The 19,244-nt window shown below is 63.0% G+C and carries 19 protein-coding genes; 10 read left to right on the forward strand and 9 right to left on the reverse strand.

Annotation, left to right across the window (positions count from 1 at the left end):
• Window positions 1-30: 30 nt before the first annotated feature.
• Window positions 31-432 carry a hypothetical protein gene (locus B0G82_RS21580; RefSeq protein ID WP_121308979.1) on the reverse strand — a complete coding sequence of 134 codons (402 nt, stop codon included), beginning with the start codon at window positions 430-432 and terminating at the stop codon, window positions 31-33.
• Window positions 433-698: 266 nt separating this feature from the next.
• Window positions 699-1,676, reverse strand: coding sequence for an SDR family NAD(P)-dependent oxidoreductase (locus B0G82_RS21585; RefSeq protein ID WP_121308980.1), 978 nt, complete (start codon window positions 1,674-1,676; stop codon window positions 699-701).
• Between the two features lie 120 nt (window positions 1,677-1,796).
• On the opposite strand from B0G82_RS21585, the gene B0G82_RS21590 reads away from it, so the two are divergent.
• Window positions 1,797-2,375, forward strand: coding sequence for a TetR/AcrR family transcriptional regulator (locus B0G82_RS21590; RefSeq protein ID WP_116145447.1), 579 nt, complete (start codon window positions 1,797-1,799; stop codon window positions 2,373-2,375).
• Window positions 2,376-2,413: 38 nt separating this feature from the next.
• Here B0G82_RS21590 and B0G82_RS21595 read toward each other — a convergent pair whose 3' ends face one another.
• The gene (locus B0G82_RS21595; RefSeq protein ID WP_116145449.1) at window positions 2,414-3,217 is read right to left on the reverse strand and encodes a hypothetical protein; all 804 of its coding nucleotides are present in this window, start codon (window positions 3,215-3,217) and stop codon (window positions 2,414-2,416) included.
• A gap of 145 nt (window positions 3,218-3,362) precedes the next feature.
• Between B0G82_RS21595 and B0G82_RS21600 the strand changes: the two genes are divergently transcribed.
• From B0G82_RS21600 to B0G82_RS21615, 4 genes are all read left to right on the forward strand, one after another.
• A complete protein-coding gene (locus tag B0G82_RS21600) occupies window positions 3,363-3,905 on the forward strand; it encodes a DUF488 domain-containing protein (protein WP_121310765.1) in 543 nt (180 codons plus the stop codon).
• A gap of 45 nt (window positions 3,906-3,950) precedes the next feature.
• The gene (locus B0G82_RS21605; RefSeq protein WP_116145451.1) at window positions 3,951-4,562 is read left to right on the forward strand and encodes a uracil-DNA glycosylase family protein; all 612 of its coding nucleotides are present in this window, start codon (window positions 3,951-3,953) and stop codon (window positions 4,560-4,562) included.
• A 221-nt stretch (window positions 4,563-4,783) separates the two neighbouring features.
• Window positions 4,784-5,062: a DUF1488 family protein gene (locus tag B0G82_RS21610; protein ID WP_012426572.1), complete on the forward strand. Its 279-nt coding sequence runs from the start codon at window positions 4,784-4,786 to the stop codon at window positions 5,060-5,062.
• A 27-nt stretch (window positions 5,063-5,089) separates the two neighbouring features.
• Window positions 5,090-5,881 carry a PhnD/SsuA/transferrin family substrate-binding protein gene (locus B0G82_RS21615; protein ID WP_116145454.1) on the forward strand — a complete coding sequence of 264 codons (792 nt, stop codon included), beginning with the start codon at window positions 5,090-5,092 and terminating at the stop codon, window positions 5,879-5,881.
• A 43-nt stretch (window positions 5,882-5,924) separates the two neighbouring features.
• On the opposite strand, the gene B0G82_RS21620 is transcribed toward B0G82_RS21615, so the two are convergent.
• The 4 genes from B0G82_RS21620 to B0G82_RS21635 all read right to left on the reverse strand — a co-directional run bounded on the left by B0G82_RS21620 (window position 5,925) and on the right by B0G82_RS21635 (window position 11,726).
• Window positions 5,925-7,979, reverse strand: a complete 2,055-nt coding sequence (locus B0G82_RS21620; RefSeq protein WP_116145456.1) for an acetyl/propionyl/methylcrotonyl-CoA carboxylase subunit alpha — start codon at window positions 7,977-7,979, stop codon at window positions 5,925-5,927.
• An 81-nt stretch (window positions 7,980-8,060) separates the two neighbouring features.
• Window positions 8,061-8,846, reverse strand: coding sequence for an enoyl-CoA hydratase/isomerase family protein (locus B0G82_RS21625; RefSeq protein WP_121310767.1), 786 nt, complete (start codon window positions 8,844-8,846; stop codon window positions 8,061-8,063).
• A 41-nt stretch (window positions 8,847-8,887) separates the two neighbouring features.
• Window positions 8,888-10,495, reverse strand: coding sequence for a carboxyl transferase domain-containing protein (locus B0G82_RS21630; RefSeq protein WP_121308981.1), 1,608 nt, complete (start codon window positions 10,493-10,495; stop codon window positions 8,888-8,890).
• Window positions 10,496-10,544: 49 nt separating this feature from the next.
• Window positions 10,545-11,726: an isovaleryl-CoA dehydrogenase gene (locus B0G82_RS21635; protein ID WP_012426567.1), complete on the reverse strand. Its 1,182-nt coding sequence runs from the start codon at window positions 11,724-11,726 to the stop codon at window positions 10,545-10,547.
• Window positions 11,727-12,032: 306 nt separating this feature from the next.
• Between B0G82_RS21635 and B0G82_RS21640 the strand changes: the two genes are divergently transcribed.
• The 3 genes from B0G82_RS21640 to B0G82_RS21650 all read left to right on the forward strand — a co-directional run bounded on the left by B0G82_RS21640 (window position 12,033) and on the right by B0G82_RS21650 (window position 14,960).
• Entirely contained in the window at window positions 12,033-12,782 is a 750-nt protein-coding gene (locus tag B0G82_RS21640; protein WP_116145462.1) for a TetR/AcrR family transcriptional regulator, read from the forward strand.
• Window positions 12,783-12,874: 92 nt separating this feature from the next.
• The gene (locus B0G82_RS21645; protein WP_121308982.1) at window positions 12,875-13,714 is read left to right on the forward strand and encodes a DUF72 domain-containing protein; all 840 of its coding nucleotides are present in this window, start codon (window positions 12,875-12,877) and stop codon (window positions 13,712-13,714) included.
• Between the two features lie 127 nt (window positions 13,715-13,841).
• Complete coding sequence (locus tag B0G82_RS21650; RefSeq protein WP_121308983.1) at window positions 13,842-14,960, forward strand: 3-deoxy-7-phosphoheptulonate synthase; 1,119 nt, start codon at window positions 13,842-13,844, stop codon at window positions 14,958-14,960.
• Between the two features lie 203 nt (window positions 14,961-15,163).
• On the opposite strand, the gene B0G82_RS21655 is transcribed toward B0G82_RS21650, so the two are convergent.
• A complete protein-coding gene (locus B0G82_RS21655; RefSeq protein WP_006049832.1) occupies window positions 15,164-15,442 on the reverse strand; it encodes an HU family DNA-binding protein in 279 nt (92 codons plus the stop codon).
• A gap of 350 nt (window positions 15,443-15,792) precedes the next feature.
• Between B0G82_RS21655 and B0G82_RS21660 the strand changes: the two genes are divergently transcribed.
• Entirely contained in the window at window positions 15,793-16,176 is a 384-nt protein-coding gene (locus B0G82_RS21660; protein ID WP_121308984.1) for a hypothetical protein, read from the forward strand.
• A 187-nt stretch (window positions 16,177-16,363) separates the two neighbouring features.
• Window positions 16,364-18,337: an EAL domain-containing protein gene (locus B0G82_RS21665; protein WP_121308985.1), complete on the forward strand. Its 1,974-nt coding sequence runs from the start codon at window positions 16,364-16,366 to the stop codon at window positions 18,335-18,337.
• A 118-nt stretch (window positions 18,338-18,455) separates the two neighbouring features.
• Here the strand turns inward: B0G82_RS21665 and B0G82_RS21670 are convergent, their stop codons facing one another.
• Entirely contained in the window at window positions 18,456-19,187 is a 732-nt protein-coding gene (locus tag B0G82_RS21670) for a DUF899 family protein (protein ID WP_121310768.1), read from the reverse strand.
• Window positions 19,188-19,244 lie beyond the last annotated feature (57 nt).

The raw sequence follows: 19,244 nt of genomic DNA on the forward strand, positions 1-19,244 counted from the left end.
TCTACAGACATCCATGAGATGTCGTTAGCGTCATCCGAAAACCTTGGCCCATGCCACCCGAAGCCGTCGCGCGCGGTCTTCGAACAGATATGAAGCAGCCAGCGTCAAGAGACCTGAAATAACACCCGTCACGATGTGCTCGACATAGGGGATGCGGTAGTGACTCGCATGCGCATAGGCGTCGCCTACGGCTGTCAGCAAGCCGACGATCAGCGCATTGCCGTATCGATTCCCGTACAGTTTCGCAACGGGCGTGAAGGTCAAAAGCACGGCAAGGAGTCCGGTGAGCAGACCGGTATGGAATGCGATCGTCCAATGGGCAAGACTCATGATGTTGCCCCAGCTCCCAGGCATGCAGGTCATGCATGCGCTGGTCGGCTGCCAGAAACGTTGGACAAACAGCTTGAAGCGGCGCTTCCACTCGATTGACATGATGTTTATCCCACCAATGCCACTGTTACGGCCAGCGCCGGCATAGGTGCCGTTGGACCGCTTTGCAGGCCTTTTGACCGGCTAGTCAAGATGCGCTGCATCAGTGCCGTCGAGGCCGCGCAATAGCGTGGACATGCTGGGATACTACACCGCGATTGGACCGCCGCCGTTTCGCGTTGGGTAACGGCTGCTAGCGATGGGAAGGTGCGTAACAGGATCGATACAGTGCGGCGGACGACCACCTCGATAGCATCCGCAGCGTCGCGTCAGAATGATTCGCCCACCATTTCTTCACTCTTGCGCCAGAGCGCGTCAGCGTTCGCAGCGTCGAGCGCATAGTGTCGGACGCCTTCGCTGACGGGTGTGATGACAACATCGTCGGCAACGGTTTGGCTGACATGGCAGTTCTCGCAGTATCTGCCGCCGACGGCGTCAGCTGCCGCCACCACCGCCGCCCACACGGAAGTCGCGGCCCCTTGCGGCACGGTCTTGAACTGAAACGGCGCCTTCCCGTCCGACTCGAGCTGCTTGTTGATACCTTCGAGCAACGCAGTCATCTGGCCTTCGTCCATGTGACGCGCGAGTTCCGTGTGGATTCCGCCTGGATGAACCGCGCTGGCGCGAACGCCGCGAGCTCGATGCCGCTGATCGAAGGCCACCGCGAAGAGAATATTCGCCGTCTTGGCGCGCCCGTAGGCAACGAACGGGTCGTAAGGCGTTCGCTCGAAGCCCGGGTCGTCGAGATTCACGTCAGCGAAACGGTGTCCCGACGACGCGAGCATCACGACTCGGCCACCCGATGGGATCAGCGGCGCCAGCCGGTTCACCAGCACGAAATGCCCCAGATGGTTCGTGCCGAACTGCGTCTCGAAGCCATCCGCGGTCTTGCCAAAGGGCGTCGCCATCACGCCCGCGTTCGCGATGATGACGTCGATCGGTTTGCCTTGCTCCCGCAACTTGTCGGCACAATCCCTGACGCTCGCGAGGCTCGCCAGATCGAGCGCGATCAGCTCGATGCTGCCGCCGGCCGCGTCGGCCTCCCGCCGCGCATCGGCAATCGCCCGCGTGGCTTTTTCCAGATCTCTGGCCACGCCGATCACGCTGGCCCCGTGCGCCGCCAGTGCCCGCGCAGTCTCTACGCCCAAACCCGCCGACACGCCGGTCACCAGAATTCGCTTGCCATGAAGATCGACGCCTGCGAGCACGTCGTCGGTCGTCGAAGTCGCCCCAAATTTCTCAGTCATTTCCGCCGCTCCAGCACAATGAAGATTGACGTCATTCCCCGCCCGGGATAAAAACGGAGCTTACCTCCGTTTTTTGATATTAAACGGAGACACCCTCCGTTTGCAAGCGCCCAACTGTAAATGACCGACTCGACGCCCAAAGAACGAAAACCCAGAGCGGACGCGCTGCGTAACCGCGAGCGCATCCTTGAAGAGGCAAAAACGGCGTTTACGCGCGCTGGCGGCGAAATCAGCCTCGAGGATGTCGCGCGGCAGGCAGGGGTCGGCGCAGGCACGCTGTACCGGCACTTCCCCACGCGCGATGCGCTGCTGGAGAGCGTCTACCGTGCCGAGGTGGCGAAGCTCGCCGAGGAGCAGCGCAGACTGTCCGACTCGCTGCCCCCTCCCGATGCGTTGCGATCGTGGATGCTGCTCTTCGTGGATTACATCGCAACGAAGAAGATCATCGCGCCGGCATTGAATTCGATCGTCGGAGGGCCGACCAAGCTATTCGAATCGTCCGGTGCGCAGATCAAGGACGCGATTCACTTGCTCGTTACGAACGCCGTCGCGAGTGGTGACATCCGCGCGGATATCGAGCCGCTGGATCTGCTTCGCGCGCTCGTCGGCGTTTCGAATGTCGCGTCGGCGCCAGACTGGCAGCAAAGTGCGAAGAGACTGGTCGATATACTTTTACTTGGGTCGAAGCCGACGGAGTAGGTTTGGCGACTGGACGCGGAGCGCCCATTCGAACGATATCAGCGCTTCCCATCCTCCGGCCTCGCCCCCATCGCCGCAACAATCCGGCTCTGTGCGGCAACGAGCTGATCATCCGTCGTCGCCACCAGCCACAGATGTGCCCGCTCCGCGATCCGGCGGTTGTGGTCTTTCAGAGGGCCCAGCGCGGCAGCGGCCTTCCAGACCACCGGGGCGACCCGGCTTTGCCTGCCCGACGGCGCGCCGACCAGCAGGCAATAAGGTCCGAGCGGAAGCGATACAAACGGGAGCGCCGGGCTCGCGCTCACGCGCCAGTCGATAAAAGGCGTCTCGCTGATCAGCAGCGGTGTGGGCAAGCCGTAAAGCACGCTGAAATCGTAAAGCGCCAGTTGTTCCGGCATGCCGGCGTAAATACGGCGGATGTCGTCGACCACAGCCGCGCGGATTTCATCGTCGAACATGGGTTCCTGCGCGTAGCGGGCAAATGCCTCACGAGCCTCCCGTTGATACGCGCTAAACAGGCCGAGTGCAACGCAGTCCTGCACCGCGCGCTGAACCTCCGCCAGGGAACCGGCTTCCTCTGGCTTGCCCAGCTGCGCGGCCCGTAAAAAACGCGCAAGTGCTGCTTCCTGGACCGCGGGCCCCTCCTCGGACACATTGTCTTGAGCGTCCTTGCCAAGGGGCACGTAGGTATATTTCTCGGCGGCGAAATGCGATTTCTTGCCTTCGTCGAATTTGATCGCGCCATCGGCGCAATCCAGATAGCGAGTGCCGACTCGACCATGCTCCCAAATCCAGTTTTTCAGGAGCGGACGTAGTGGATGCAGTCTGTCTTGTTCAGCCATCGAAACCTCCAGGGTGCCCCAGTATAGTTCCAAGTCGCGGATCGCTCCGTGGAGGACATGGCGATCGTCAGCGTCGGCACGTTGACCTTTCGCGACCCACGCTGTACACAACATGGGATGGACGCAAGCGTTTCAGGAAGGCACGATGAGCCGCCCCTTTTTCACGATTGGTCATTCCAACCGTGCGTTGCCCGGATTCACGAGTCTGCTGAAAGAAGCGGAGGTCGCGACGCTGATCGATGTGCGCAGTATTCCGCGCTCACGCACCAATCCGCAGTTCAATCGGGACACGCTGCCCGATGCGCTCGCGCCGGAACACATCGACTACGCGCATCTTGCCGAACTGGGTGGGCGCCGCAGCCGGCGCAAAGACGATGCACCGTCGCCGAATCAGTACTGGACTCATCCGGCGTTCCGCAATTACGCGGACTATGCGATGAGCGATGCTTTCCGCACCGGCCTCACGCAGCTTCTCGCGCTCGGCCACCGACGCCGCTGCGCGATCATGTGCGCGGAGGCGGTCTGGTGGCGCTGTCACAGGCGTATCATCACGGATTACCTGCTGCTGCACGGCGAAACCGTGCTGCACATCATGGACGCGCGTCACACAACCGTTGCAACGATGACACCCGGCGCGCAACCTCAACCCGACGGCACGCTGATCTATCCGGCTCAAACCACGGCCTGAACCGGCACGCGAAGCGACCGCCCGTCCGCCGTATTGCACGATCGCATGACCGTCACCACACAAGCCACGTCGCTCGATATCCTTCTTCGTGAGATTCGCGCCTGCACACTTTGCGCGCCGGTGCTGCCGCACGCGCCACGGCCGGTGCTGGCCGCGTCCGGAACGGCGCGCATTCTGATCATCGGCCAGGCGCCTGGCGCGCGAGTGCATGCGTCCGGCGTTCCATGGAGCGACGCGAGCGGTGCGCGGCTGCGCGCATGGCTCGACGTCGACGACGCCACGTTCTACGACACGTCGAAAATCGCCGTCGTGCCAATCGGCTTCTGTTTCCCGGGCCGCGGCCCGAGCGGAGATCTGCCGCCACGGCCCGAGTGCGCCGCCCGCTGGCACAAGGAATTGCTCGCGCACATGTCGTCGGTCCGGCTCACGCTGCTGGTCGGACAATATGCGCAGCGATTCGCGCTGGGCAAGGCATTCGGGCCGACCTTGACGGACACGCTCGTCCGGTGGCGCGAATTCGGCCCACAGGTCGTGCCGCTGCCGCATCCGTCGCCGCGCAACATTGCCTGGTTCAAACGCAATCCGTGGTTCGATGCGAGCGTTCTGCCGACCTTGCGCGAGCGCGTCGCGGCGGCATTGGCGACGCCCGACGCGTAAAAATCCGCGGTGATCGACGCGGTACGACGAGTTGCCTTACCTTCGCCTTCATCGCCCCGAGACCGTCGAATACAAAAGCTTGCGCAGACGTATTCAGTTTCTGCCGGGCGCAACCCATGAAGTCGTGGCCATTTCGCCGCAAATGCCGGTTTTCCCACATACCGACAGATTACGACTTGTCATCCTGATGGCTCAGGCGTGTGTTTTGGCGGGAGATGGCTATGTCGGTCTATGTCGATGAAGGGTTCAGGCCCTGTGTGACGGAATGCGCGACGGTCGCGTTCCGGGTGTGTTGTGACGATCGCGCGCAGATTTTCGAGGTCAGCGCCGACGCACTGGTGACTTTCTGCGGCGCGGCGAGCAAACGCAAGGAAGACCTGCTCGTGGCATTCGAGGATGCGCAGTTCGAGATTCTCTCGGTCGCGGCGCAGAAATGGGCATTCAGACCGACAGAGCCGGTGCGTCTCGGCCTCGACGAATTCCGAATGGTCAGACATTGAAACAACGGGTATGCCAGAATCCGCATCATGACCTGGATCGCCGCCCTGCCAATGTATAACGTCACGCCCGCGCTCGACCTCGCGTGGCGCGAGTGGCTTGCCGACGTGCTGCGCATGGTCAAGCCCGCGTGCCGCATCGTCGAACCGGATGAGGAATTGCACGGCTTCTGGCGGCGCCCCAATCTGCTGATCTCGCAGACCTGCGGTTATCCGTTCATGCACGGTCTGCAGGAACAGGTTCAGTTGGTCGCGACGCCGCGCTTCGACGCACCCGGCTGCGAAGGCGCGCATTATTCGAGCGTGCTGGTCACGCGCGCGGACGCCCACTTCGATACGCTCGCGGCCTGCCACGGCGCGCGCGCCGCCTACAACCAGGACGATTCGAACAGCGGCATGAATGTGTTTCGTCACGCCGTGGCGCCGTTCTCGCGCGCCGGCATGTTCTTCAGCTCGGTGTTGCGAACCGGCTCGCATCTCGGCTCGTTGCGCGCGGTGGCGGAGAATCGCGCGGACGTCGCCGCGATCGATTGCGTGACCTTCGCTTTCGTGTGCGACGAAATGCCGGAACTGGCCCGCCAGGTTCGCCGGATCGGTATGACGGCGCCGTCGCCGGGCCTGCCTTTGATCGCTTCCGACACGGTGCCCCCGGCGACAATCGAGGCGCTGCGCGAAGCGCTGAACGAAGCCCTTGTGATCCAGCCAGAACGCGCGAAACGCCTGCGTTTGCAGGGCTTTTCCGTGCTGCCGCCCTCGGACTACGAACGCATCGAGCAACTCGAGAACGAGGCGCGCGCCGTCGGCTATACGCGCCTCGCCTGAGGCCTGAGGCCTGAGGCCTGCAGCTGAGGCCTGAGCCGCAGATTTACTTCTGCTGCACGTCCAGCACCAGAAGCTGCGCGCCGTCGGCGACCTGATCGCCGACCGAGTACAGCACGTCCGACACCGTACCGGCCGCCGGCGCACCAATGGTGTGCTCCATCTTCATCGCTTCCATCACGATCAGCGGCGTGCCCTTCTCCACCACGGTGCCCGGCTCGACCAGCACCGCGATCACCTTGCCCGGCATCGGCGCGGTCAGGCGGCCTTCGCCGCCTTCGGCGTCCGCGGCGTGCGCGAGCAGGTTCTGCCACTCGAACGACAATGCTTCGCCGAGACAGAACACATGGAACGTATCGCCGTCGACGAACACGCGGCCCGTTGCGCGCGCATCGCCGATCGTCGCGCGGAATTCGTGCGGACCGCTGCCGTCCGACCAGCTGAAGTCCTCGCGCACGCCGTCGTGTTCGAGCGTTTGCGTGCCGCCGTCGCGCGCGAACGTGACGGTGAAGGTGCTTTCGTTGTCGTTACCCGCGTTGCCGTTCTCCAGATCACGCCAGCCGAGCGTCTGCGTGTAGCCGCCGTTCAGGCGCCAGTGCGACAACGCATCCCACGGCGACGCGCCATGAGCCGTGCCGCCTTCGCGCTTGAGCAACGCCGCGCAAGCCAACGCGAGCGCTTCCTTGAACGGCTTCTTGCGCGGCGCGAACAGGGCGTCGTGATGACGTTCGATCAAACCGGTGTCGAGATCGCCCGTTGCAAACGGCTCGCTCGTGACGATGCTTTGCAGGAACTCGACGTTGGTATGCGGGCCGACCACCTCGCACGCATGCAACGCGCGGCTCAGACGCGCCAGCGCCTCTTCACGTGTCGCGCCGTGCACGATCAGCTTGGCGATCATCGGGTCGTAGAACGGTGTAATGGTGTCGCCTTCACGCACGCCGCTGTCGATCCGCACCGGCGCCTTGCGCCCCGATTCGCCGAGACCGGCCGCGTCGATGCTGAACTCCACGCCCTCCGGCATGCGCAGATGCTTGAGCGTGCCCGTCGACGGCAGGAAGCCGCGCGCCGGATGTTCGGCATAGATACGCGCTTCGATCGCGTGACCATCGATCTTCAACTGTTCCTGCGTGAGCGGCAGCGGTTCGTCGGCGGCCACGCGCAGTTGCCATTCCACCAGATCCTGGCCGGTCACCATCTCCGTGACCGGGTGTTCGACCTGCAGGCGCGTGTTCATTTCCATGAAGTAGAAGTCGCCCGTGCCGGTCATGATGAACTCGACCGTGCCCGCGCCGACGTAATTCACCGCGCGCGCGGCCGCTACCGCCGCCTCGCCCATTTCGCGCTTGATTTCAGCGGACAATCCGGGCGCCGGCGCTTCTTCCAGCACTTTCTGATGACGCCGCTGCACGGAGCAATCGCGATCGAACAGATAGACCGCGCCGCCGTGACGATCCGCGAACACCTGCACTTCTACATGACGCGGACGCGTCAAATACTTTTCGATCAGCACGCGATCATTGCCGAAGCTGCTTGCCGCTTCCCGCTTGCACGACGCCAGCGCCGCCTCGAAATCCTCGCTGCGCTCGACCACCCGCATGCCCTTGCCCCCGCCACCGGCACTGGCTTTGAGCAGCACCGGATAGCCGATCGCATCCGCCTCACGATGTAGCAGTTGCGGGTCCTGATCGTCGCCGTGATAGCCCGGCACGAGCGGCACGGCGGCTGCATGCATCAGCGCCTTCGCGGCAGCCTTCGAACCCATCGCGGCAATGGCTTCGACCGGCGGTCCGATGAAGACGATACCGGCCGCCTCGCAGGCATGCGCGAAGTCCTCGTTTTCCGACAGGAAGCCGTAGCCCGGATGCACCGCCTGCGCGCCGGTCGCGCGCGCGGCTTCGATAATCCGTTCGACGCGCAGATAGCTTTCCGCCGCCGTCGAGCCGCCGATGTGCACGGCCTCATCGCACGCGGCCACGTGTTTCGCGTTGGCGTCCGCATCGGAATAGACGGCCACGCTCGCGATGCCGAGCCGCTTGCAGGTCGCGGCGACGCGGCACGCAATCTCGCCCCGGTTGGCAATCAGGATCTTGTTGAACATGAAGTGTCTCGATGAAGTGAGCCGTTTTTTTCGGGGCTGTTGTTCTGATCAAGGCGCGCCGGGCGCCCTGGAATGTGTGCTTCAGTTGCGCCAGGCCGGCGTGCGCTTTTCGAGGAACGACGCGACGCCTTCGCGGCCTTCCGCGCCGGCGCGCGTACGTGCGATGCGCGCCGCCGTGTCCTCGATCATTGCGTCGTTCAACTCGCGACCCGCAATGTCCTGCACGAGTTGCTTGCATGCGCGCACCGCTTGCGGACCGTTCGCACACAGTGTTTCAGCAATCTGCCGCACGGTGGCGTCGAGTTGTTCCATGCCGACGGCTTCACTGACGAGTCCGAGACGCAATGCCGTCGCGCAATCGAACTGCTCGGCGGTCGTGAAATAGCGGCGCGATGCCTGCTCGCCCAGCGCCCGAATCACGTACGGCGCGATGGTGGCCGGAATCAGTCCGAGGCGCGCTTCCGAAAGGCAGAAGCGTGCGCTGTCGACCGCCACCACGATGTCGCACGCCGAGATCAAACCCATGCCGCCCGCGTACGCGTCGCCGTTCACGCGCGCGATCACCGGCTTGCTGCACCGATAGATCGACGACAGCATGTTCGCCAGCAGCATGGCGTCCGCGCGGTTCTCGTCGTCCGAGTAGCCGGACATCTTCTTCATCCAGTTCAGATCCGCGCCCGCGCAGAACGCCTTGCCGTTCGCGGCGAGCACCACCGCGCGCACGTCGTCGCGGTCGTTGAGCGCCGTGAAGGCCGAGGTCACTTCGGCGATCATCGTTTCGTTGAACGCGTTGCGCACGTCCGGACGATTCAGCGTGACCGTCGCGATCGATCCGGCGAATTCGACATTCAGTGTTTCGTATTGCATCGTCGCTGCTCCCGCGCGTGGTTGCGTTGCCTGGCGCATCGTCACATTCTGAACACGCCGAATCGCGTGTCTTCGATCGGCGCATTCATCGTGGCCGACAAGCCGAGACCGAGCACGTCGCGCGTTTGCGCCGGGTCGATCACGCCGTCGTCCCACAGACGCGCGCTTGCGTAGTACGGGTGGCCCTGATGCTCGTACTGCTCGCGGATCGGCTGCTTGAACGCCTCTTCTTCCTCGGCGCTCCACGAACCGCCCTTGCCTTCGATGCCGTCGCGCTTGACCGTGGCCAGCACCGACGCCGCCTGCTCGCCGCCCATCACCGAGATGCGCGCGTTCGGCCACATCCACAGGAAGCGCGGTGAATACGCGCGGCCGCACATACCGTAATTGCCCGCGCCGAACGAACCGCCGATAATCACCGTGAACTTCGGCACCTTGGCCGTGGCCACCGCCGTCACCATCTTCGCGCCGTTGCGCGCGATGCCTTCGTTTTCGTACTTGCGGCCCACCATGAAGCCGGTGATGTTCTGCAGGAACACGAGCGGAATCTTGCGCTGGCAGCACAACTCGATGAAGTGCGCGCCCTTGAGCGCCGACTCCGAAAACAGAATGCCGTTGTTCGCGATGATGCCGACCGGATGACCCCAGATATGCGCGAAACCGGTGACGAGCGTGGTGCCGTAGCGCGCCTTGAATTCGTCGAAGGCCGAGTCGTCGACGATCCGCGCGATCACCTCACGGATATCGAACGGCTTGCGGGTATCCACGGGAATCACGCCGTACATGCTCTTCACATCGTAGCGCGGCGGCTTCGGCTCCTGCAACGCGACCGGCACCTGCTTCGTGCGATTCAGATTGCCGACGATGCTGCGCGCAATCCCCAGCGCATGCGCATCGTTCTGCGCAAGGTGATCGACCACGCCTGACAGACGCGTATGCACGTCGCCGCCGCCGAGGTCTTCCGCGCTCACCACTTCGCCCGTCGCGGCTTTCACCAACGGCGGGCCGCCGAGAAAAATCGTCCCCTGATTCTTGACGATGATCGACTCGTCGCTCATGGCCGGCACATACGCGCCGCCTGCCGTGCACGAACCCATCACGACGGCGATTTGCGGAATGCCTGCCGCCGACAGGTTTGCCTGGTTGAAGAAGATGCGGCCGAAGTGATCGCGGTCCGGAAACACATCGTCCTGATTCGGCAGATTCGCGCCGCCAGAGTCGACCAGATACACGCACGGCAAGTGATTCTCAGCGGCGATTTCCTGCGCCCGCACGTGCTTTTTCACCGTGACGGGATAGTAAGTGCCGCCCTTGACCGTTGCATCGTTGCAGACGATCACGCACTCCTGCCCGGCGATCCGGCCAATGCCGGTGATGACACCCGCGCCCGGCGCGTCGTCGTTGTACATGCCGTAGGCCGCGAGTTGCGAGAACTCGAGAAATGGCGTGCCCGGATCGAGCAGCTTCTCGATTCGATCGCGCGGCAGCAGTTTGCCGCGGCCCGTGTGTTTGTCGCGCGCCGCCTGACCGCCGCCCAGTGCGAGCTTCTCGACTTTCGCGCGAAGGTCAGCGACCAGCGCTTCGAGCGCCGCCGCGTTGGTGCGGAAGTCGTCCGAGCGCGGATTCAGCTTTGATTCGATGATCGGCATTGCGTGGCTCTCCTGTTCGCCGCTTCTTATTCGCTTCGGGCCGTTGCGCTCATGCCGTTTCGGCGAACAACTCGCGGCCGATCAGCATGCGGCGGATTTCGCTCGTACCGGCGCCGATTTCATAGAGCTTCGCATCGCGCCACAAACGGCCGACCGGATACTCGTTGATGTAGCCATTGCCGCCGAGAATCTGGATCGCCTCGCCCGCCATCCACGTGGCTTTTTCGGCCGTGTAGAGAATCACGCCCGCGCAGTCTTTACGCACCTGGCGCACATGTTCCTTGCCGAGCGTATCGAGTTGACGGCCCACCGCGTAGAGGTACGCGCGGCACGCCTGCAACGTGGTGTAGAGGTCGGCCACCTTGCCCTGAATGAGCTGGAATTCGCCGATCGACTGACCGAACTGCTTGCGGTCGTGGATATACGGCACAACCGCGTCCATGACCGCCACCATGATGCCGGTCGGGCCGCCCGCGAGCACGGCGCGTTCGTAGTCAAGACCGCTCATCAGCACCTTCGCGCCGCCGTTCAACTGGCCGAGAATGTTTTCTTCCGGCACTTCCACGTCCTGGAACACCAGTTCGCCGGTATGCGAGCCGCGCATGCCGAGTTTGTCGAGCTTCTGCGCAACGGAGAAACCCTTCATGCCCTTCTCGACGATAAACGCGGTAATGCCACGCGAATTCGCTTCGGGATCGGTCTTGGCGTAGACGACCAGCGTGTCGCAATCCGGCCCGTTGGTGATCCACATCTTGGTGCCGTTGAGCACGTAGTGGTCGCCCTTCTTCTCGGCGCGCAGCTTCATGCTGACCACATCCGAGCCCGCGTTCGGCTCGCTCATGGCGAGTGCGCCGACGTGTTCCCCCGAGACGAGCTTGGGCAGATACTTCTGTTTTTGCGCTTCCGTGCCGTTACGATGAATCTGGTTGACGCACAGATTCGAGTGCGCGCCGTACGAAAGGCCGACCGAGGCCGACGCGCGCGAGATTTCTTCCATGGCGATCATATGCGCCGTGTAGCCCATATTCGCGCCGCCGTATTCTTCCGAGACCGTCATGCCGAGCACGCCCAGATCGCCGAACTTGCGCCACAGGTCCATGGGGAACTGATCCGTGCGATCAATCTCCGCGGCACGCGGGGCGATTTCTTTGGCAGCGAATCCCGCAATGCTGTCGCGCAGCATTTCGATTTCTTCGCCGAGCGGGAATTGCAAACCGGGCAGGTTGCTCATTGCAGTGTCTCCAGAGTTCGTTGGCGGCCGGCCTTGGGTGGGCGCCGGCTGGTCCGGTTGCGGCTCGGCGGACGGCGGCGGCCCGGCGGCTTTGTGAGCCGCCCCTGCCGTCACGCACGAGGCGCGAAACGTTCAAGGCGCATTTCACGCTACATTTACGTAAGCGTCAATAGGTATTTTTGAGTGTTACTCAGAAACTGAAGCGGTCGCCTACAACATCACTATGGCGTGCTAGCATCGCACTTATCCGGCTTGTTCCGCACCTTTTCGGGCGCAACGAGCCTCACAAATCTGAACTGGACTCATATGACGGTTGCCACGAAGGCCGAGTTGCCCGCCTCGCGCCGCCAGCCGGCCGGGCGCAAGTCGCAGCAACGCGTGAAGGAGATTCTTCAGGCGGGGCGCGACGTGTTCTCCGAAAAAGGCTACGAACGCGCGACCACCGCCGAAATCGCGCAGCGCCTCGGCATTTCCGAGGCGACCGTGTTCAGCTATTTCCGCGGCAAGCGCGAGTTGTGCGCGCGGGTGATCGGCGACTGGTACGACGAGATCATCGAAGCCATCGAGTCCGGCTTGCCGCGCGACGGCAATGTGCGTCAGCAGTTTGCATTCATCGTGCGCACGCATTTGCGGTTGATGCTGGTGAACGGCACGGATCTGTGCGCGCTGGTGTTGTCCGAAGGCCGGGCGCGGCATCATGAACTGAGCGAGGCGCTCACGGAGTTGCAGCGCCGCTATACCGCGCCGTTGATGCGCGTGCTGGCGCAGGGGCAGGAAAGCGGGCAGATTCGTGGCGACATGCCGTTGCGCCTGTTGCGCTCGATGGTGTTCGGGCCGATGGAGCATGTGCTGTGGGATGCCACGCTCGCAAACCGGCACATCGATATCGATGCGACGGCGGATCAGTTGATCGACGTATTGTGGGCCGCGCTGACGCCGCCGGATCTTGCGGTGAGCGCGTTGCAGCAGTTCAGGGTGGAAGTGGCGGAGGCGAACCGGCGGTTTGAAGAAGCGGCGCGGGGCGCAACGGATACGTCCACACGGGACAGCGAATAGCGGCCGCGATTGAGTCGCCGCGTGGCTCTGTTCCTTGGCAAAAAAACGGCTAATCTACTGCTTCCCCGCGCGAAGTCGGATGGAGAAGCCAAGTGCCGAAAGAACCCGCCGCAAAAACAACAAAGACCTCGAAGACCTCAAAAACATCGAACATCCGCGTCGGCATAGGCGGCTGGACCTACGCGCCATGGCGCGGCACCTTCTACCCGTCCGACCTCACGCAGAGCCGCGAACTCGAATACGCGAGCCAGAACCTCACATCGATTGAAATCAACGGCACCTTTTACGGTTTGCAAAAACCGGCGAGCTACGAAAAGTGGTATCAGGAAACCCCGGACGATTTCGTGTTTTCGCTGAAGGCGCCGCGTTACGCGACCAACAGAAAAGTGCTCGCCGAAGCGGGCGAAACCATCGAACGTTTCTTCGACAGTGGCGTGCTGCTGCTCAAACAGAAGCTCGGCGCGGTCAACTGGCAATTCGCTCCCACCAGGAAATTCGACAAGGAAGATTTCGAAGCCTTTCTGAAGTTGCTGCCGGCCAGCATAGAAGGCCAGAAGCTACGGCATGCGATCGAAGTCCGCAACGACACCTTCAAGACGCCGGACTTCATCGCGCTCGCCCGCAAATACAAAGTTGCCGTCGTGCTCGCCGGCGACAGCGAATACCCGCAGATCGCCGACCTCACGGCGCCCTTCGTGTATGCCCGCATCATGGGCACCACGGACGAACAGGCCAAAGGCTACTCGACCAAAGCGCTCGACGCATGGGCCGGACGCGCGCGGCAACTGGCGGCAGGCATCACACCGGACGACCTGGAAACCGCCGCGGATGCGCCGGCGAAAACGGTCGCACGCGACGTCTACCTCTACGTGATCAGCGGCTTCAAGGAACGCAATCCGGCGGCCGCCATGGCGCTGATCAAACGGCTCTGACACGCGGCTCCCGGCCGCATCGCGCGAGTGTCATAATCCCGGCAGCGAAGACAAGCACGATCGACGCACCCACACACACGCAGTCAGGCCGCGAGGCCGCTTCATCACCAAGGTCCGGGAGAATATTTTGAGCGCCATCGACAATCCTTTGCACGATCAGGAAGTCGGCTCGGCCGACGCCACCCAGGACACCACGCGCATCGACGACGTTCGGATCGGCGCAGTACGTCCACTGATTTCGCCTGCCCTGCTGCAGGACGAATTGCCGGTGCCGCCCTCTGTGCAAACACTGGTCGAGAAAACCCGCGCGGAAATCGCCGACATTCTGCATGGCCGCGACGACCGGCTCGTGATGATCGTCGGACCGTGTTCGATTCACGACCACGATCAGGCAATCGAATATGCGCACAAACTGAAAATCGCCGCGGACGCCTACAAAGACGACCTGCTGATCGTGATGCGCGTCTACTTCGAGAAGCCGCGCACCACGGTCGGCTGGAAAGGCTATATCAACGACCCGCGTCTGGACGGCAGTTTCCGCATCAACGAAGGTCTGCGTCTTGCGCGGCAACTGCTGCTCGACATCAACGGTCTTGGCTTGTCCACGGCCACCGAGTTCCTCGACCTGTTGAGCCCGCAGTACATTGCCGATCTGATCGCGTGGGGCGCCATCGGCGCGCGCACGACGGAGAGTCAGAGCCATCGTCAGCTGGCGTCAGGTCTGAGTTGCCCGATCGGCTTCAAGAACGGCACGGACGGCGGCGTGCAGATCGCCGCGGACGCGATCGTCGCCGCGCGCGCGAGCCACGCGTTCATGGGCATGACGAAAATGGGCATGGCCGCGATCTTCGAAACGCGCGGCAACGACGACGCGCACGTGATCCTGCGCGGCGGCAAGAAAGGGCCGAACTACGACAGCGCGTCGGTGGAAGCCACCTGCGTGGCGCTCAAATCAGCGGGATTGCGCGAGCAGGTCATGGTCGACTGTTCGCATGCGAACTCGGGCAAGTCGCATTTGCGTCAGCTGGAGGTGGTGCAGGATCTGGCGCAGCAACTGTCGCAGCGCGAGCGCCGCATCATCGGCGTCATGCTGGAGAGTCATCTGGAGGAAGGCCGTCAGGATCTGAAGCCAGGTGTGCCGTTGCGTCACGGCGTGTCGATCACGGATGCCTGCGTGAGTTGGACGCAGACCGAGCCGGCGCTCGAAACCCTGGCCGAGGCCACCCGCAAACGTCGCGCGGGCTGAGCGCGCGCCGGGCCGCCAACGCCGTGCCAAGCACGGCCCCCGGGAACGCCCTTGGGGGAGAGCACAAAAACACACGCGCCGCACCACCCGCCGATCGATCAAACCGACCGGGGTTGGGCAGCGCGTGATTCCTCACGCCCGACACATCGCTCACCGCGCGCCAGTTCAGCGCGCATGGATGTTCCGGCGCGAAGCGCGTTGCATTACGACGCGTTGACAGCTTCCTTGAACGCCTTGCCCGCGGTGAACTTCACCGTCTTGGCAGCCGCGATCTGGATCTCGGCACCCGTCGACGGATTGCGGCCCACGCGTGCTGCGCGCGCGCCAGTCGAGAAAGAACCGAAACCGACCAGTTGCACCGTATCGCCACCCACCACGGCTTTGGTCACCGCTTCGACGATCGCGTCGATGGTTTGGCCGGTGGCCGCTTTGCTTTCGCCCGTCGCTGCGGCGACTGCATCAATCAGTTCCTGTTTGTTCATAGCACTTCCCGTATGGTAATCATGGAACCGGCGCCACATCTGTTGCGCCGGGACCGACACACTAACGCATACGCGCGGGTTCGCGCAAACCTTGGGTGTAAGGCTTGTATCACCCGCCCACAGGGAATTTGACGATTTTTTCCGGCAAAGTGCCATAAGAATCGCGCGCTTAGACGATTCGTCGGCTGGATACGGGTTTTCGCGTTATCACAATCCGTTGCAATTTCAGTGCTTTAGCGCGCCGCGAGCCGCCACCGGCGGGCTTTTTTACTATCTTATGGTGGTTCGCCAAGACTCCGCATTTGTCAGGCTCGGCGGCGCTAAATAAAGAATCCGGGAGGAATAAAAAATTGAAATTTCGCCATATTGCAACATGTGCGCTGCTCGCCGCGACGTCCTGCGCCGCCCTCGCAGCCGACGACAAAAGCTGCGCCACCCTCGTCGGCACGGCAAATTCACCCGCCCCGCAGAGCTTTCAGATACGTGACGGCGAGCCGGTCGACCTCGTCAGCGGCGCCGCAACGGTGCACGGCAAGTTGCTGGTTTTCGGCGACGGCGGCGTGTTCCGCGCCTATTGGCAGCCTGAGAACAGCCAGGAAAAATACGCGCTCGCGAATGCCGGTGTGAATAGCGTGCGGCTCGTTTCGACGCCGCCGCAAGGCACGCGGATGCAAAACGGCCAACCCGGCACGACACTCGCACCGCAACGCGTGCTCTCCTGTCCGGCGCTTTAACACGGCGAACGCCCCATTCCGCCCGTCTCGACGCGGCACAAATGACACATAGAGGCAATGCTTTCCGGTCGCACTTACCGTTTATTCGCACAGCGATCGATTTCTGTCTGACCCGCCCTCAAGGTCCCACCCGACCTGCCGATATACAAAGCTGCGTGTGCTGCGCAAACGTTTAAAAAGGACGGGGATGATTCTGCTAGCCAAATTGAGGGATGCGCTGTCGGTCGCGGGACGCGACCCCGAGCTCATACGTTCGCAGCTCGAAGCATTCAGCCACCAGGTCCCCCTTCTGTATTTCATCCTGCTCGTCAATACGGCGGCCGTCGCCGTCACGCACCTGAGCTGCGCGCCGGCCTGGCTGTCGATCTACTTTCCCGCGGCGCTGTGCACGCTGTGCATTATCCGGTGCATACGATGGTGGCATCTTCGGCACCGCGTCCTGACTCTCGACAAAGCGGAGCCCGAACTGCGCAAGCTGACCTGGCTTGCCGGCCTCTTCGCCGTCGCATTCAGCGCCTGGTCGCTGTTCCTTTTCCCTTACGGCACCGCGTACGAACAGACGCAGGTCGCGTTCTACATGGCGACCACGCTGGTCGGCTGCGTGTTCTGCCTGATGCACCTGCGCGCGGCTGCGATGCTGCTGCTGTCGATCGTCATCCTAAGCTTTTCGACCTTTCTGGTCTTCACCGGCTATCCGGTCTTCATCGCGATGGCTGTCGACATGACCCTTGTCGGCGTCGCACTCGCCTTCATCATTCAACTATATTGCCGGACCTTCGCCGACGTGGTGCACGCACAGCGCGAATTGCAGGCGAGCCAACAAAAGACGCAGCGCCTGAGCGACGACAACTTCCGGCTCGCGAGCATCGATAGCCTGACGGACCTGCCCAACCGGCGCAGTTTTTTCGCCTCGCTGCGCGCGCTGTCCGAACAGGCGATCGTCACCGGTGGTGGCTTTAATGTCGGACTGATCGATCTCGACGGTTTCAAACAGGTCAACGATATCTACGGGCACGCCAGCGGCGACCTCGTGCTTCAGGAAGTCGGCTCGCGTTTGCTCGCGCTTGCCGAACCCGGCATTTTCTTCGCACGCCTCGGCGGCGACGAATTCGGCGTGCTGGCGCAGCACAAACTGACGGACCAGACGCTCGTCGATCTGGGCGAGCGCATCTGCGAGGCGCTCGGTCAGCCGTATCGGGTCGCCGGCAATGTCGCCGAGTTGTCGGGCACGATTGGCTGGGCCGCGTTTCCCGAGGCCGGCACGACGGTGGCGCAGGTGTTCGAACGCGCCGACGCGGCGCTGTACGTCGGCAAGGAAAGCCGGCGCGGCACGCCGGTCATCTTCTCGACTGAACATGAAACGCGCATCCGGCGTTCGAGTCTCGTGACCCAGGAGCTCCGTCATGCGGACCTCGAGTCAGAACTGTTTCTGGAATTTCAGCCGATCTGCGACGTGGTCACGCAACGCACCCTCGGCATGGAAGCGCTTGGGCGCTGGCATAACGCGCGGCTCGGCGCGGTCAGGCCGGAAGAATTCATTCGGATTGCCGAGCGTACCGAACTGATTCTGCGCATCACGGAGGTCCTGCTGCACAAAGCACTCGACGAAGCCGCGCGCTGGCCGTGCGAGCTTTATCTGTCGTTCAATCTGTCGGCAATCGATATCTGCACTTCCGCGCGTGCCCGCCGGTTGATCGATATCGTGCTGGCTAGCGGTGTGCCGCCGCATCGCGTGTCGTTCGAAATCACCGAGACCGCCGTCACGCGCGATTTCGAACAGGCCCGCAGTTCGCTCACCATGATCAAGAAAGCCGGCTGCCGCGTATCGCTCGACGACTTCGGCACCGGTTATTCGAGCCTCAGCTACGTGCACCGCCTGCCCTTCGATACGATAAAGATCGACCGCAGTTTCATGACGGACGTGGATACCAACAGCGCGTCGAAGAAGATCGTCAAGTCGGTACTCGACCTGTGCCGCAACCTTGGACTCGAATGCGTGGTGGAAGGACTCGAAACGGCATCGCAAGTCGAGGTCGTCAAGATGCTTGGCGCACGCGCGGCGCAGGGTTATCTGTTCAGCCGGCCGATGCGGGCGAGCGCAATCGCCGCGTATCTGCAGACGGCGCCCGGGCACGACTACGCTGTGCAAGTGCTGCCGTAGTCGACTGCCCGCGTCCTGTCGCCCTGCTCTCTATCGCTCCGCGCTGTCCGCGCCGCCGAAATTTTTTCTTCTGCGGTGAACGGGCGAGGCGACGCCTGGCCGCCTTCACGTCGGCCCCCTAAGGCGCCGCGTTTCCGTATTCGAGCTTCGGATACCAATCCGTGCCGCGCCCGCCCGGCGTCATGTCGAGCACGGTCCAGATGGGCATCACGTCGGGCGCGCCGCGTGGATCCTGCCCGGGGTCGGCAGTCGCCGGCCCCATCTCCTCTGCCCAGAAATGCCGCACCGTGCCGCCCGAGCGCGTGAACACGTTGAACGCGGGATTGTCGTCGCCCGCCGGATCTTCCGCCGCGTAATCGCGATTGAAGGTGTTGCCGCCCGACGAATACAGCCGCAGATGCCGCCAGCCGCGCTCCCGCTTGAACGCCACCAGCTTCTCGATCGGCGAGCGCGCGATCACCGCGAACGCGACACGCTGCAGGATGTCGGGCATCTCGCCGTCGTATGCGCTCAGCAGCGACGTGCACATGGGACACGGCCGGGCGCGCTGCGGGCCGAACATCCAGTTGTAGGTGACGAGCGTGTCATGGTCGCCGAACATTTCCGATAGCTTCACCGGGCCTGCTTCGCCCATGAACAGGTAATCTTCAGGCACCACACCGCCGGGCGGCAGCGCGCGGCGCTGTTCGGCGACCCGTTCGATATGGCGGCGCAACTCGATTTCCTCAGCGAGCAATTCGTTGCGCGCGCGGCGATAGTCGGCGCTTTCACCGGGAAAGCGGCTCGGTGTGCCAGCCGCCAGTTGCCGGGCCGGCTTGAGCGTTGGTGCGGATGCGTGTGCGTCAGTCATCAGCCATCTCCTGTCACGGAACACGGATAAAGGGCGCAAGCCGCGCGCCGCGAGCGC

Source organism: Paraburkholderia sp. BL17N1 (assembly GCF_003634175.1).
Taxonomy (GTDB): domain Bacteria; phylum Pseudomonadota; class Gammaproteobacteria; order Burkholderiales; family Burkholderiaceae; genus Paraburkholderia.

Excerpts from the sequence above, each read along its gene's own strand:
- B0G82_RS21580 (WP_121308979.1), bottom strand. The coding sequence starts at position 432 with ATGTCAATCGAGTGGAAGCGCCGCTTCAAGCTGTTTGTCCAACGTTTC.
- B0G82_RS21585 (WP_121308980.1), bottom strand. The coding sequence starts at position 1,676 with ATGACTGAGAAATTTGGGGCGACTTCGACGACCGACGACGTGCTCGCA.
- B0G82_RS21590 (WP_116145447.1), top strand. The coding sequence starts at position 1,797 with ATGACCGACTCGACGCCCAAAGAACGAAAACCCAGAGCGGACGCGCTG.
- B0G82_RS21595 (WP_116145449.1), bottom strand. The coding sequence starts at position 3,217 with ATGGCTGAACAAGACAGACTGCATCCACTACGTCCGCTCCTGAAAAAC.
- B0G82_RS21600 (WP_121310765.1), top strand. The coding sequence starts at position 3,363 with ATGAGCCGCCCCTTTTTCACGATTGGTCATTCCAACCGTGCGTTGCCC.
- B0G82_RS21605 (WP_116145451.1), top strand. The coding sequence starts at position 3,951 with ATGACCGTCACCACACAAGCCACGTCGCTCGATATCCTTCTTCGTGAG.
- B0G82_RS21610 (WP_012426572.1), top strand. The coding sequence starts at position 4,784 with ATGTCGGTCTATGTCGATGAAGGGTTCAGGCCCTGTGTGACGGAATGC.
- B0G82_RS21615 (WP_116145454.1), top strand. The coding sequence starts at position 5,090 with ATGACCTGGATCGCCGCCCTGCCAATGTATAACGTCACGCCCGCGCTC.
- B0G82_RS21620 (WP_116145456.1), bottom strand. The coding sequence starts at position 7,979 with ATGTTCAACAAGATCCTGATTGCCAACCGGGGCGAGATTGCGTGCCGC.
- B0G82_RS21625 (WP_121310767.1), bottom strand. The coding sequence starts at position 8,846 with ATGCAATACGAAACACTGAATGTCGAATTCGCCGGATCGATCGCGACG.
- B0G82_RS21630 (WP_121308981.1), bottom strand. The coding sequence starts at position 10,495 with ATGCCGATCATCGAATCAAAGCTGAATCCGCGCTCGGACGACTTCCGC.
- B0G82_RS21635 (WP_012426567.1), bottom strand. The coding sequence starts at position 11,726 with ATGAGCAACCTGCCCGGTTTGCAATTCCCGCTCGGCGAAGAAATCGAA.
- B0G82_RS21640 (WP_116145462.1), top strand. The coding sequence starts at position 12,033 with ATGACGGTTGCCACGAAGGCCGAGTTGCCCGCCTCGCGCCGCCAGCCG.
- B0G82_RS21655 (WP_006049832.1), bottom strand. The coding sequence starts at position 15,442 with ATGAACAAACAGGAACTGATTGATGCAGTCGCCGCAGCGACGGGCGAA.
- B0G82_RS21665 (WP_121308985.1), top strand. The coding sequence starts at position 16,364 with ATGATTCTGCTAGCCAAATTGAGGGATGCGCTGTCGGTCGCGGGACGC.
- B0G82_RS21670 (WP_121310768.1), bottom strand. The coding sequence starts at position 19,187 with ATGACTGACGCACACGCATCCGCACCAACGCTCAAGCCGGCCCGGCAA.